Below are 13818 nucleotides of genomic sequence, written 5' to 3'. Positions count from 1 at the left end.
GGCTCGGCCCAGCCCCGGTCCAACGCTGCGTACAGAGCACCATGCCCACGCCGGTGCTCGAGGGCCAGCGACAGTTCGACCAGGGTCTTCACCGGCCCGTCCGCGCACAGCACCGCGTCCGTGAGCTCGAAGAGTGCATCCGCGCGGGCGTAAAGGCACTCGTAGAACTCGACCCGAAAGCGGGACAAGACATCCAACGCCTCGCCTGCGGGCCCTGGGAGAGGGAGACTCATACGCAGCGGCCGTTCTCTCGTGCTTCGTGACTCGACATCTCGAAGCGTGGAGAACGGCCGCCTCCGCTGTCCCGGGAAGAACCGCAGATCAGCAGGTTGGGTGACAGGCGAGGATAAACGTCAAGCTAAGGCCCGGCGTGCGTGACTACCTGGCCATGTAGGCGGTCAGGGTGGTCCCGGCCAGGTCGCGCATCTCCCGTGCGAGATGGGCCTGGTCGGTGCAGCCCGCCTCGACGGCCGCCTCGGCGTACGGCGTCCCGGACCGGGTGAGGGCGAGCGCGCGTTGCAGCCGCAGGACCCGGGCGAGGGTCTTGGGCCCGTAGCCGAAGGCCGCGAGCGAACGGCGGTGCAGCTGGCGGGCGCCGAGGCCGGCCCGGTGCGCGGTGTCCGCGACGGACCACCCGGCGCCGAGCCGGTCCGCGACGTACCGCATCAGCGGGTCCGGCGGTGCGGTGCCGGCCGCCAGGCGCAGCGCGACGTCTTCCAGCGCGGCGGCCGGGTCGGGGGCTTCGGCCAGTTGCTCGGTGAGCACGCGGACCCGGCCGCCGGGCCACAGGTCCGCGAGCTCGACGCGGCGGTCGCGCAGCTCGTGCGCCGCCACGCCGAGCAGCGCGGGGGCCGTGCCGGGTGCGAAGCGGATGCCGGCGCACTGCCCGCCGGGCGGGGCGGACGATGTCACGGCACGGGTGTCGGGGCCCGCGACGAGCAGTCGGCCGCCGATCCAGAGCAGGTCCATGCATCCGTCGGGCAGCACCGGGTGGACCGCGCCCTCCGGCACGCTCAGTGTCCACACGATCGCGCCGTCGAACCGCGACGTCCGCTCTTCGTACCTGTCGCCCATGCCCCACACGCTAATCTCGTCGGCGAACGGAATCGGCTTCCCGGGGGCGGTCATGACGGCACTGATGGAGTTCACCACCGACAACGGTGCGACGGTGACGGTCGAGGTCGACCGTCACACGCAGGGCGCGCAGCTGGTCGCGCTGGGCGACGACAACACCCTGGCCAGGGCCGGGCGCACCTTCGACAGCGCCCTCACGGGAATCCGGTCGGCGGCCGAGTCCGCCCTCGCGGTGTTCCGGGACGGCGCCCTGAAACCGGACGGTGTGGAGCTCGAATTCGGGGTGAAGATCACGGCGGAGGCCGGGGCCGTGATCGCGAAGAGCGCGGTCGAGGGCCACATGGTGGTCAAGCTGTCCTGGTCCCCCGGCGCGACACCCGCGGAACCAGCGACTCCAGCGGAACCGGCGGCTCCGGTCGTTCCGGCGCCCGCGCCCTAGCAGCCGCGGAAACCGCTCAGCCGTCGGACTCGTCGTCCCGCTTGTCGGCGTTCGGCTTGTCCGGCTCCTTGTCGCGGCTCGGCTGGAGCCTGGACTTCACATCCTCCGGCGGCAGGAACTTCGACCAGCGCTCGGGGAATTCGGACGGCATGTAGGGGCTGTCACCGTCGTCGCCCTCGTCGTCGTCCCAGTCCTCGTCGTCCTGGTTCCCCGCCTGCGTCCGGGCGACGAACTCCGCCGCCTGGGCCGCACGCACCCGGTCGTTGGCCGCGCGGGCGGCGGCCGTCGCCAGGGAGGGCCACACCCGGTCGATGGCCGCGTTCACCGCCGCTCCCACCAGCACCGCGAACGCGGAGATGCCGATCCACAGCAGGACGGCGATCGGGGCCGCCAACGAGCCGTAGATCGTGGGCCCCTCGACCGTACTGGTGAGGTAGATCCGCAGCAGGAAGCTGCCGAGCACCCACATCGCGAGCGCCATCAGCGCACCGGGCATGTCCTCGATCCAGGGCGAACGGACCGGCACGGACACGTGGTAGAGCGTGGTCAGGAACGCGATCGACAGCAGGATCACCAGCGGCCAGTACAGGACGCTTATGAGCTCGGTGCCCCACGGGACGAACTCCACGACCCGGTCCGGGCCGACGACGAGCAGGGGCAGCACCACGGAGCCGAGCAGCAGCGCGACGACGTACAGCAGGAAGGAGAGCAGCCGCGTCTTGACGATGCCGCGCTGGCCGTCGAGGCCGTACATCACGGTGATCGTGTCGATGAAGACATTGACCGCGCGGGAACCGGACCAGAGCGCGATCGCGAAGCCGATCGAGATGACATCGGGCCGGGCGCCGGTGGTGACGTCCGCCAGGAGCGGCTTGGCGAAGTCGTTGACGCCCCGCTCGCTGAGCACGGTCTGCGCGGCGTTGAGGATGTTGCGCTCGATGGAGGCGACCGTGGTGGTGCTGGTCCACTCGTCGACGTAGCCGAGCAGCCCGATCAGGCCGAGGAGCAGGGGCGGCAGGGACAGCAGGGTGAAGAACGCCGCCTCGGCGGCGAGCCCGAGAATGCGGTACTCCATGCACGAGTTGACGGTGTCCTTGAGCAACTGCCAGGCCATCTGCCGCTTGGATACGTTGCGGTAGAGGACTCGGGCCCGGTGGAGCCGACCCGCTGGCCGCTCGGGTGTTTCATTTGCTGCCTGCACGTCCTTACCGTATCGGCATGGCAGCCACCACCCACACCGTGTCCAACCAGGTACCGCCGCTGACCGGCTACGACGTCTTCGCCGCCGACCGGGCGCTCACCGAGGCGGTGCGACGTCACACGTCACCCGGGCTCCTGGCCGAAGTCCGGGGCGAGCTCGGTGAGCTGGGCCGGTCCGCGGGCTCCGCGCAGGCGCAGGAGTGGGGTGCGCAGGCGAACGCGAATCCGCCGGTGCTGCGTACCCACGACCGTTACGGCCACCGCATCGACGAGGTCGAGTTCCATCCGGCCTGGCACCGGCTGCTCGGCCACGCGGTCGGCGCGGGCCTGACCGACGCCTGGGGCCGGCCCGGCGGTCATGTGCGGCGGGCGGCCGGCTTCCTGGTGTGGACGCAGGTCGAGGCGGGGCACGGCTGCCCGCTGTCGATGACGCACGCGGCGGTGCCCGCGCTGCGCACCGATCCGGCGCTGGCCGCCGAGTGGGAGCCGCTGCTCACCTCGACGGTGCACGAGCGGGGGCTGCGTCCCGCCGCGCGCAAGGCCGGGGTGCTCCTCGGGATGGGGATGACGGAGAAGCAGGGCGGCACGGACGTACGGTCGAACACGACCCGTGCCGAGCCGCTGGCCGCGGAGGGCGAGTATCTGCTCACCGGGCACAAGTGGTTCTGCTCGGCGCCGATGTCCGACGGATTTCTGGTGCTGGCGCAGGCGCCGGGCGGCCTGACGTGTTTTCTGCTGCCCCGGGTGCTGCCCGACGGCACCCGCAACACCTTCGCGATCCAGCGGCTCAAGGACAAGCTGGGCAACCGGTCGAACGCTTCGGCCGAGGTCGAGTTCGACGGTACGTGGGCGCGCCGGGTCGGCGAGGAGGGGCGCGGGGTGCGCACCATCATCGGGATGGTGGCGGCGACCCGGCTGGACTGTTTGGTCGGTTCGGCGGCGCTGATGCGGCAGGCGGTGGCGCAGGCGATCCACCACTGCACTTACCGCAGCGTGTCCGGCGGGGTGCTGGTCGAGAAGCCGCTGATGCGCAATGTGCTGGCCGACCTGGCGCTGGAGTCGGAGGCCGCGACGGTGCTCGCGATGCGGCTGGCTGCGGCGTACGACGACGGCTCGGCGAGCGAGCTGGCCTTCCTGCGGATCGCGGTGCCCGCGGCGAAGTACTGGGTGACCAAGCAGTGCACGCCGCTGGTGGCCGAGGCGCTGGAGTGTCTCGGCGGCAACGGCTACGTCGAGGAGTCCGGGATGCCCCGGCTGCTGCGCGAGGCGCCGCTCAACTCGATCTGGGAGGGCTCGGGCAATGTGCAGGCGCTGGACGTGCTGCGGGCGCTGCAGCGTGAGCCGATGGCGCTGAACGCGTTCCTCCAGGAGGTCGGCAGGGCGCGCGGGGCCGATCACCGGCTGGACGGGGCGATCAGGGACATGCTGACGGAGCTCGCCGATCTGAACGGGATCGAGGCGCGGGCCCGCCGGCTGGCCGAGCGGATGGCGCTGGTGCTCCAGGGTTCGCTGCTGGTGCGGTGGGCGCCGCCGGAGGTGGCCGACGCGTTCTGCGCGTCACGGCTGGGCGGGGACCGGGGCGCGGTCTTCGGCACGCTGCCGCACAGCCTCGATCTGGCCTCGGTCGTCGAACGGGCGCGGCCGGTCGCGGATTAGCCGGCTGGGGCCCGCCCTCGGGTGCACGGCAACGGAGGGTGGTGCTGCGCCGACACGGCACCACCCTCCATGCTGTGCACACCGAACAGTGGGGCACAGGCTCCGCCGCACGGTGTTCCACCACTCTCGTACGGACCTCCACCCCCTCGCCAGAGTTGCAAAGGGTTGCAACCATTGTGCGGAGTATGCGGTGCCGGCCTCCTCGCGGCGGCAGGATGGGGCCCATGGATCGTCGAGCCGGCCTGGGATGTGGGGGGAAACCGGAGTGGAGACAAGCGCCTTCGGGGTGACACCAACGGATGCCCGGCAGTCCGCCGAGGCCGCCCGCCTGATCCACCGGGCCAGGGAGGCCAGGCTCGCCGGCGTACGCCCGCCGGTCTCCCCGCGGGCCGAGATCGGTGCCTCGTGGGACCGGGTGCTGCGCAGCGGCATAGATCCGGACCAGTCCACCGAGAGCGAGCTGCTGGGTGTGGACGAGATCGAGCACCGGCGCCGGAGCTCGACGCTGGGCGAGGTGATGCCGCTGCTGAACGACGGTCTGGTCGCCCTGGCGGACGCCGCCCAGCAGATCATGGTGGTGGCCGATGTGGAGTGCCGGGTGCTGTGGCGCCGGGGCAACGCGGCGGTGCTGCGCCGGGCGGACGAGGTCTGTCTGGCGGAGGGCGCGGCCTGGGCGGAGGAGAGCACGGGGACGAACGCGATCGGTACGGCGCTGGTCTCCCGTGTCCCGGTCCAGGTCCATTCCTCGGAGCACTTCGTCCGCACCCTGCACAACTGGACGTGTGCGGCGGCCCCGGTCCGTGACCCGCGGGACGGCAAGGTGATGGGGATCGTCGACATGAGCGGTCCCGCGTCGACGTTCCATCCGACGACGCTCGCCCTGGTCAGTTCGGTCGCCAGGCTCGCGGAGAGCGAGATCAGGAACCGGCATCTGCAGGCGATCGACCGGCTGCGTTCGGTGGCGGCACCGCTGGTGTGCCGGCTGGGCGGCCGGGCCCTGGCGGTGGACACCCACGGCTGGCTCGCCGCGGTGACCGGGATGCCGCCGGTCGACCGGCTGCCGCTGCCCAAGTCGTTGCGGCCGGGCCGGGTGTGGCTGCCGTCGCTCGGCATGTGCCGGGTGGAGCCGCTGCCCGGCGGCTGGCTGCTTCAGGTCGCGGACGGGCCCTCGGACGGGGCGCCGCAACGGGTGGTGCTCGATCTGAGCCGGCCCCGCGGTCTCAGGGTCAATGTGGTGGGCGCGGTGGGCACTTGGACGCAGCGGCTCTCGCCGCGCCACGCGGAGCTGCTGTACGCCCTGGCGCTGCACCGCGAGGGGCGTACGGCGTCCGAGCTCGCCCAGGACATCTTCGGCGACGCGACCCGGACGGTGACGGTGCGGGCGGAGATCTCCCGGATGCGCCGCCATCTCGCCCAGGTGCTCGCGCACCGCCCGTACCGCTTCGGCGAGGACATCGAGGTGGAGGTGATCCACCCGGACGACCCGGCCGATCTGCTGCCGCACTCGACGGCTCCGGTGGTGGTCAGGGCACGTACGGACGGCCAGGGCCCCTCGTAGCCGGTTCCGGTTCCCCTCCGCCGTCCGCGCCTCGGGGCCGGCTTTGGCGCGGGCGGCGGGGCGTGGTTCCCTGGCAGTCATGAGCAACTCCGTACCTGCCACCGCGCCCGCCACCACTGAAGTGACCATCTGGTCGCTGGAACAGACCTCCCCCGACGACCTGCGGCCCGCCGCGGTCCCGGAGGGCGATGTGCGGATCGTGCGGTCACAGATTCCGCTTCCCGAGTTCAGCCGGTTCCTCTACACGGCGGTCGGCGGCGACATCCAGTGGACGGACCGGCTCGGCATGACGTACGCGCAGTGGCAGGAGGCCCTGGACCGGCCGGGGGCCGAGACCTGGGTGGCGTACGAGAACGGCACCCCGGCGGGCTACATCGAGCTGGACCCGCAGGACGAGGGCGCGGTCGAGATCATGTACTTCGGGCTGATTCCGGCCTTCCGGGGGCGGCGGATGGGCGGCCATCTGCTCTCGTACGGGGTCGCCCGCGCCTGGGACCTGGCGGAGCGCTGGCCGGAGCGGACGCCGACGAAGCGGGTGTGGCTGCACACCTGCTCCAAGGACGGCCCGCACGCCATGGACAACTATCTGCGGCGCGGCTTCCGGCTCTTCGACACGAAGGTGGAGCTGGAGCCGGAGGTGGCGACGCCGGGACCGTGGCCGGGAGCCGGGCGGTAGCGGGACGGGCGGCAGCCCTCCGCCTGCGGTGAGGCCACCGGCGACAAGTGGGAGATTGCCGCGATCACGGGCGGGCCGGCCCGGGCACTCCGAGTGACGAGCGCCACACCATCTCGTGATGCGGGACACTCTCGTCCACATCTTGGATAGTGGTGGACTGGCCCGAGATACGCGTGCCACGCTTCCGTCATGCCTGGAACTGGAATTGCCTTGGTGAGTCGACGCCACGTCGACCTCGGCCGCGTGTCCAGCGCCATCTGTCCGGCGAGCTGAGAGTCCCAGCACCGCCGCGCTCCCCCTTTTTCTCTGCAATCCCTGCGCACCGCCGCGCCTTGACGCGAGTGTGCAGTTCAGAGCCGCCCTCCTGCAGTCCCGAAGGACGTATCGTCATGGCCGCTACCCCGGAACAGCCTGCGACCACCACGCCCCGCCGCAAGGCCGGACGCCACCGTGGCGAAGGCCAGTGGGCCGTGGGGCACCACACTCCGCTCAACGGCAATGAGCAGTTCAAGAAGGACGACGACGGTCTCAATGTGCGGACACGCATTGAGACGATCTATTCCAAGCGCGGCTTCGACTCGATCGACCCCAACGATCTCCGCGGCCGGATGCGCTGGTGGGGTCTCTACACCCAGCGCAAGCCCGGGATCGACGGCGGCAAGACCGCGGTCCTGGAGCCGGAGGAGCTGGACGACAAGTACTTCATGCTGCGGGTCCGGATCGACGGCGGCCGGCTGACCACCGCACAGCTGCGGGTGATCGGCGAGATCTCGCAGGAGTACGCGCGCGGCACCGCCGACATCACCGACCGGCAGAACATCCAGCTGCACTGGATCCGCATCGAGGACGTCCCGGCGATCTGGGAGAAGCTGGAGGCCGTCGGGCTCTCCACCACCGAGGCGTGCGGCGACTGCCCCCGCGTGATCATCGGCTCCCCCGTGGCCGGCATCGCCGCCGACGAGATCATCGACGGCACACCCGCCGTCGACGAGATCCACGACCGGTACATCGGCAACAAGGAATTCTCCAACCTGCCGCGCAAGTTCAAGACCGCGATCTCCGGTTCGCCGGTGCAGGACGTGGTCCACGAGATCAACGACATCGCGTTCGTCGGCGTGGTCCACCCCGAGCACGGTCCGGGCTTCGACGTCTGGGTCGGTGGCGGGCTCTCCACCAACCCGCGGCTGGCCGAGCGGCTGGGTGCCTGGGTGCCGCTCGACGAGGTCCCGGACGTCTGGGCCGGAGTCGTCGGCATCTTCCGCGACTACGGATACCGGCGGCTGCGCAACCGCGCCCGGCTGAAGTTCCTGATGGCCGACTGGGGCCCGGCGAAGTTCCGCCAGGTGCTGGAGGACGAGTACCTGAAGCGTCCCCTGACCGACGGCCCCGCACCCGAGCAGCCCAGCAGCCGCTGGCGCGACCACGTGGGTGTGCACCAGCAGCAGGACGGCCGCTTCTACGTCGGTTTCGCCCCCCGGGTCGGCCGGGTGGACGGCTCCACGCTCGCCAAGATCGCCGACCTGGCCGCCGCACACGGCTCGGACCGGCTGCGCACCACCGTCGAGCAGAAGATGATCATTCTCGATGTGGCGCAGGACCAGGTGGACTCCCTGGTCGCCGGGCTGGAGGCGCTCGACTTCCAGGTGCGGCCCTCGCCGTTCCGGCGCGGCACGATGGCCTGCACCGGCATCGAGTTCTGCAAGCTGGCGATCGTCGAGACGAAGGCGCGCGGCGCGGCGCTCATCGACGAACTGGAGCGCCGCCTGCCGGACTTCGACGAGCCGCTCACCATCAACCTCAACGGCTGCCCCAACGCGTGCGCCCGCATTCAGACCGCCGACATCGGCCTCAAGGGCCAGCTCGTGCTGGACGACGACGGCAACCAGGTCGAGGGCTATCAGGTGCACCTGGGCGGCGCCCTGGGCCTGGAGGCCGGGTTCGGCCGCAAGGTCCGTGGCCTGAAGGTCACTTCGGCCGAGCTGCCCGACTACGTCGAGCGGGTCCTGGGCCGTTTCCAGGAGGAGCGCGAGGACGGCGAACGGTTCGCGGCCTGGGCGGCGCGGGCCGGTGCGGAGTCGCTGTCATGAGCGAACGCGCCGCACCGTTCCACTGCCCGTACTGCGGGAACGAGGACCTGCGCCCGCACGAGAGCGGCCACGGCGCGTGGGCATGTGCCTCCTGCAACCGCGCGTTCCAGCTCAAGTTCCTGGGCCTGCTGGCCCGGGGACTGCAGCGCAACGACGTCGAAGGGGAAGGGATATGACTCGGACTCTGCAGACCGAGGACCTTGAGCCCCTGGCCGAACGGGCCGGCCGTGAGCTGGAGGACGCCTCCGCGCCGGAGATCCTGAAGTGGGCCGCCGACACCTTCGGCGGGAAGTTCTGCGTCACGTCCTCCATGGAGGACGCGGTCGTCGCGCACCTCGCCTCGCGCGTCCTCCCCGGCGTCGACGTGGTCTTCCTCGACACCGGCTACCACTTCCCGGAGACGATCGGCACGCGTGACGCGGTCGAGGCCGTGATGGACGTCAACGTCATCACGCTGACCCCCCGGCAGACGGTGGCCGAGCAGGACGCCGAGTACGGGCCGAAGCTGCACGACCGCGACCCCGACCTGTGCTGTGGGCTGCGCAAGGTCAAGCCTCTCGAAGAGGGCCTGACCGGGTACACGGCCTGGGCGACCGGGCTGCGCCGCGACGAGTCCCCCACCCGGGCGAACACCCCGGTCGTCGGCTGGGACCGCAAGCGGCAGAAGGTGAAGATCTCACCGATCGCCCGCTGGACGCAGGACGACGTCGACGCGTACGTCGCGGAGCACGGCGTACTCACCAACCCGCTGCTGATGGACGGCTATGCCTCCGTGGGCTGCGCGCCCTGCACCCGCCGGGTGCTGGAGGGCGAGGACGTCCGCGCCGGCCGCTGGGCCGGCCGGGGCAAGACCGAGTGCGGGCTGCACGACTGATGACGACTGATCAGGAGACTTCGATGAGCGTGACGGAGACGGGAGCCACCATCTGGCTGACCGGTCTGCCGAGCGCGGGCAAGACCACCATCGCGTACGAACTCGCCGGGCGGCTGCGCGGTGAGGGCCATCGTGTGGAGGTGCTCGACGGCGACGAGATCCGGGAGTTCCTCTCCGCGGGTCTCGGCTTCTCCCGCGAGGACCGCCACACCAACGTCCAGCGGATCGGCTTCGTCGCCGAGCTGCTGGCGGCCAACGGCGTGAAGGTGCTGGTCCCGGTCATCGCCCCGTACGCGGACAGCCGGGACGCGGTACGCAAGCGGCACCGGACCGAGGGCACCGCCTATCTGGAGGTGCATGTCGCGACTCCGGTCGAGGTGTGCTCCGAACGCGATGTGAAGGGGCTCTACGCCAAGCAGGCGGCGGGCGAGATCAGCGGGCTCACCGGGGTCGACGACCCGTACGAGGCGCCCGAGTCGCCGGACCTGCGGATCGAGTCGCACCGGCAGACCGTGCAGGAGTCCGCGGCGGAGCTCCATGCGCTGCTGAGCGAGAGGGGTGCGGCATGACGACCGTCGCGACCGTGCAGGAAGGCACCGGCAATCCGTACGCACTCAGCCACCTGGACTCCCTGGAGTCCGAGGCCGTGCACATCTTCCGCGAGGTGGCGGGCGAGTTCGAGCGGCCGGTGATCCTGTTCTCCGGCGGCAAGGACTCCATCGTGATGCTGCACCTGGCGCTCAAGGCGTTCGCGCCCGCGCCGGTGCCGTTCACGCTGCTGCACGTGGACACCGGGCACAACTTCCCCGAGGTGCTGGAGTACCGCGACCGCACGGTGGCCCGGCACGGGCTGCGGCTCCATGTCGCCTCCGTACAGGAGTACATCGACGCCGGGAAGCTCCGCGAGCGCCCGGACGGCACCCGCAACCCGCTGCAGACCGTGCCGCTGACCGAGGCGATCCAGCAGCACCGCTTCGACGCCGTGTTCGGCGGCGGGCGCCGGGACGAGGAGAAGGCCCGCGCCAAGGAGCGGGTCTTCTCGCTGCGCGACGAGTTCTCCCAGTGGGACCCGCGCCGCCAGCGCCCCGAGCTGTGGCAGCTCTACAACGGCCGGCACGCCCCCGGCGAGCACGTCCGGGTCTTCCCGATCTCCAACTGGACCGAGCTGGACGTCTGGCAGTACATCGCGCGCGAGGGCATCGAGCTCCCGGAGATCTACTTCGCCCATGAGCGCGAGGTCTTCAGCCGCTCCGGCATGTGGCTGACCGCGGGCGACTGGGGCGGCCCCAAGGAGGGCGAGCGGGTCGAGACCCGGCAGGTGCGCTACCGGACCGTCGGCGACATGTCGTGCACCGGCGCCGTCGACTCGGACGCGACGACGCTGGACGACGTGATCACCGAGATCGCCGCCTCCCGGCTCACCGAGCGGGGCGCGACGCGCGCCGACGACAAGATGTCCGAGGCCGCGATGGAAGACCGCAAGCGCGAGGGGTACTTCTAGATGACCACCACAGCCGAGCAGTTGTCGGCCACCACCCTGCTGCGGTTCGCCACCGCGGGATCCGTCGACGACGGCAAGTCCACCCTCGTGGGACGTCTGCTGCACGACTCCAAGTCGGTCCTCACCGACCAGCTGGAGGCCGTCGAGCACGCCTCGCGCAGCCGGGGCCAGGAGGCGCCCGACCTGGCGCTGCTGACCGACGGCCTGCGGGCCGAGCGCGAGCAGGGCATCACCATCGATGTCGCCTACCGCTACTTCGCGACGCCGCGCCGCCGGTTCATCCTGGCCGACACCCCGGGGCACGTGCAGTACACCCGGAACATGGTGACCGGCGCCTCGACGGCCGAGCTGGCCGTCGTCCTGGTCGACGCCCGCAACGGTGTCGTCGAGCAGACCCGCCGCCATGCCGCGGTCGCCGCGCTGCTGCGGGTGCCGCACGTGGTGCTGGCCGTCAACAAGATGGACCTGGTCGACTACGCGGAGCCGGTGTTCGCCGCCATCGCCGAGGAGTTCACCGCGTACGCCGCCTCGCTCGGCGTCCCGGGCTGGGGGTCCGGGGGGGACCCCCAGGAAAACTGGTGTACCGCGATCCCGATCTCCGCGCTGGCCGGTGACAACGTCGTGGAGCCGTCCGCGCACATGGACTGGTACGGCGGCCCGACGGTCCTGGAACACCTGGAGACGGTGCCGGTCAGCCATGACCTCACCGCCTGCCACGCCCGCTTCCCGGTCCAGTACGTGATCCGGCCGCAGACCGCCGAGCACCCCGACTACCGGGGCTACGCCGGCCAGATCGCCGCCGGCGCGTTCCGGGTGGGCGAGGCCGTCACCGTCCTCCCCTCCGGCCGTACGTCGACGATCGCCGGGATCGACGCGCTCGGCGAGAGCGTGGACATCGCCTGGGCGCCCCAGTCGGTGACCCTCCGGCTGGCCGACGACATCGACATCTCGCGCGGTGACCTGATCGCACCGGCCGACGACGCGCCGACCGTCACCCAGGACGTCGAGGCGACCGTCTGCCACGTCGCCGACCATCCGCTCGCCGTCGGCCAGCGGGTGCTGCTCAAGCACACCACCCGCACGGTCAAGGCGATCGTCAAGGACATCCCCTCGCGCCTCACGCTGGACGACCTCTCCCAGCACCCGGCGCCCGGCCGGCTCGTCGCCAATGACATCGGCCGGGTCGTCGTCCGCACCGCGGAACCGCTCGCGCTCGACGCGTACGCGGACTCCCGGCGCACCGGATCGTTCCTGCTGATCGACCCCGCGGACGGCACCACGCTGACGGCCGGCATGGCGGGCGCCTCGTTCGCCGCCGCGGACGGGCCCGAGGCCGCCGCGGACGACGCCGAATGGGACTTCTGATGACCATCGACATCTACTCCACGTTCGCGAAGGAGGGCGGCCGCATCGGCAGCGGCGCCCTCGGCAGCGGCCAGGGCGGGGTCGCGCGATGTGCGCGATGACGTACGCGCACCGCCTGCGCGCCCACTCGCCCCAACCGCACTGCCCGCACAGCCAGTTCGGACGAAGACCTGCCGACTTCCCGGCCGCGTCCCCGTAATCGACCGGGACGCGAGGACCGGGCCGACGAGAGGAAAGCCTCCCGTGTCTGCCCCCCGTACCACGCCGCGCCGCGCCCTGACCGCCGTCGCCGCCCTGCCGCTGCTCGCCCTCGCACTCACCGCCTGCGGCTACGGCTCCGAGGCGAAGCAGGACGACGCCAAGAAGGCGGACGTCGCCACCGGCGGCAAGAAGCTCTCCGCGGACACCGTGAAGATCGGCTACTTCCCGAACCTCACCCACGCGACCGCCCTGGTCGGCATCCAGGAAGGCATCATCGCCAAGGAGCTCGGCTCCACGACGGTCGAGCCGTCGACGTTCAACGCCGGCCCGTCCGAGATCGAGGCGCTCAACGCGGGCTCGATCGACATCGGCTTCATCGGCCCCTCGCCCGCCATCAACGGCTACACCAAGTCCAAGGGCAAGAGCCTGAGGATCATCGGCGGGTCGGCGTCCGGCGGCGTGAAGCTGGTCGTCGACCCGAAGAGGATCAGGACCCTGGACGACCTCAAGGGCAAGAAGATCGCCACCCCGCAGCTCGGCAACACCCAGGACGTCGCCTTCCTCAACTGGATGTCCGAGAAGGGCTGGAAGGTCGACGCCAACAGCGGCAAGGGCGACGTCTCCGTGGTCCGTACGGACAACAAGGTGACGCCGGACGCCTACAGGTCCGGTTCCATCGACGGCGCCTGGGCCCCCGAGCCGACCGCCTCCAAGCTGGTCGCGCAGGGCGCCAAGGTGCTCCTCGACGAGTCGACGCTGTGGCCGGACAACAAGTTTGTGATCACGAACATCATCGTGTCGCAGAAGTTCCTGACCGAGCATCCGGACGTCGTCGAGGCGGTGCTGCGCGGCACGGTCGACACCAACGCGTGGATCAACGCCAACCCGGACAAGGCGAAGGCCTCCGCCAACGCCGCGCTCAAGACGCTGTCCGGCAAGGAGCTGCCGGCCGAGGTCCTCGACCCGGCGTGGAAGTCGATCCGGTTCATCGACGACCCGCTGGCCGCCACGCTCGACACCGAGGCCGAGCACGCGGTGAAGGCGGGCCTGCTGGAGCAGACGGACCTGACGGGCATCTACGACCTGAAGCCGCTGAACAAGATCCTCAAGGCCGCGGGCAAGCCCGCGGTCGCCGACGCCGGTCTCGGCGTCAAGTAATCCGGCACCCGGAAAGGATCCCAGGAGGT

15 protein-coding genes are annotated in these 13818 nt (G+C 71.0%); 12 read left to right on the top strand and 3 right to left on the bottom strand.

The features are described from left to right. On the bottom strand, positions 1-233 hold a 233-nt coding region (locus tag BT364_RS17165), incomplete at its 3' end, for a transposase (protein WP_072486033.1). Between the two features lie 145 nt (positions 234-378). Beyond that, positions 379-1074 (bottom strand): helix-turn-helix domain-containing protein, encoded by a 696-nt coding sequence (locus BT364_RS17160; protein WP_072486057.1) that lies wholly within the window; start codon positions 1072-1074, stop codon positions 379-381. Between the two features lie 52 nt (positions 1075-1126). Between BT364_RS17160 and BT364_RS17155 the strand changes: the two genes are divergently transcribed. Beyond that, complete coding sequence (locus BT364_RS17155) at positions 1127-1513, top strand: CU044_2847 family protein (RefSeq protein ID WP_072486032.1); 387 nt, start codon at positions 1127-1129, stop codon at positions 1511-1513. Between the two features lie 16 nt (positions 1514-1529). On the opposite strand, the gene BT364_RS17150 is transcribed toward BT364_RS17155, so the two are convergent. After that, positions 1530-2714 carry a YihY/virulence factor BrkB family protein gene (locus tag BT364_RS17150; RefSeq protein WP_177328149.1) on the bottom strand — a complete coding sequence of 395 codons (1185 nt, stop codon included), beginning with the start codon at positions 2712-2714 and terminating at the stop codon, positions 1530-1532. Between the two features lie 17 nt (positions 2715-2731). Here BT364_RS17150 and BT364_RS17145 point away from each other — a divergent pair, with 17 nt between their 5' ends. From BT364_RS17145 to BT364_RS17100, 11 genes are all read left to right on the top strand, one after another. Then, positions 2732-4369 (top strand): acyl-CoA dehydrogenase family protein, encoded by a 1638-nt coding sequence (locus BT364_RS17145; protein WP_072486030.1) that lies wholly within the window; start codon positions 2732-2734, stop codon positions 4367-4369. A 247-nt stretch (positions 4370-4616) separates the two neighbouring features. Next, a complete protein-coding gene (locus BT364_RS17140; RefSeq protein ID WP_072486029.1) occupies positions 4617-5927 on the top strand; it encodes a helix-turn-helix domain-containing protein in 1311 nt (436 codons plus the stop codon). A gap of 79 nt (positions 5928-6006) precedes the next feature. After that, positions 6007-6603 (top strand): GNAT family N-acetyltransferase, encoded by a 597-nt coding sequence (locus BT364_RS17135; RefSeq protein ID WP_072486028.1) that lies wholly within the window; start codon positions 6007-6009, stop codon positions 6601-6603. A 189-nt stretch (positions 6604-6792) separates the two neighbouring features. Further along, positions 6793-6876, top strand: coding sequence for a putative leader peptide (locus tag BT364_RS44200; RefSeq protein WP_317864749.1), 84 nt, complete (start codon positions 6793-6795; stop codon positions 6874-6876). A 116-nt stretch (positions 6877-6992) separates the two neighbouring features. After that, positions 6993-8690 (top strand): nitrite/sulfite reductase, encoded by a 1698-nt coding sequence (locus tag BT364_RS17130; protein WP_072486027.1) that lies wholly within the window; start codon positions 6993-6995, stop codon positions 8688-8690. Then, entirely contained in the window at positions 8687-8866 is a 180-nt protein-coding gene (locus tag BT364_RS17125) for a hypothetical protein (RefSeq protein WP_072486026.1), read from the top strand. Before BT364_RS17130 ends, BT364_RS17125 begins: the two co-directional genes overlap by 4 nt. Continuing rightward, positions 8863-9564, top strand: coding sequence for a phosphoadenylyl-sulfate reductase (locus tag BT364_RS17120; RefSeq protein ID WP_072486025.1), 702 nt, complete (start codon positions 8863-8865; stop codon positions 9562-9564). The genes BT364_RS17125 and BT364_RS17120 overlap by 4 nt, the downstream gene beginning before the upstream one ends. Positions 9565-9587: 23 nt before the next feature. Then, positions 9588-10133 carry an adenylyl-sulfate kinase gene (gene cysC, locus BT364_RS17115; RefSeq protein ID WP_371268598.1) on the top strand — a complete coding sequence of 182 codons (546 nt, stop codon included), beginning with the start codon at positions 9588-9590 and terminating at the stop codon, positions 10131-10133. Further along, positions 10130-11065, top strand: coding sequence for a sulfate adenylyltransferase subunit CysD (gene cysD / locus BT364_RS17110; protein WP_072486023.1), 936 nt, complete (start codon positions 10130-10132; stop codon positions 11063-11065). The genes cysC and cysD overlap by 4 nt, the downstream gene beginning before the upstream one ends. Beyond that, complete coding sequence (locus BT364_RS17105; protein ID WP_072486022.1) at positions 11066-12430, top strand: sulfate adenylyltransferase subunit 1; 1365 nt, start codon at positions 11066-11068, stop codon at positions 12428-12430. It abuts the gene before it with no gap. A 243-nt stretch (positions 12431-12673) separates the two neighbouring features. Beyond that, positions 12674-13789 (top strand): aliphatic sulfonate ABC transporter substrate-binding protein, encoded by a 1116-nt coding sequence (locus tag BT364_RS17100; RefSeq protein WP_072486021.1) that lies wholly within the window; start codon positions 12674-12676, stop codon positions 13787-13789. Positions 13790-13818: the final 29 nt, after the last annotated feature.

The sequence above is a fragment of the Streptomyces atratus genome (genome assembly GCF_900119365.1).
Taxonomy (GTDB): domain Bacteria; phylum Actinomycetota; class Actinomycetes; order Streptomycetales; family Streptomycetaceae; genus Streptomyces; species Streptomyces atratus_B.
This window is presented reverse-complemented; position numbering and strand designations above follow the sequence as displayed.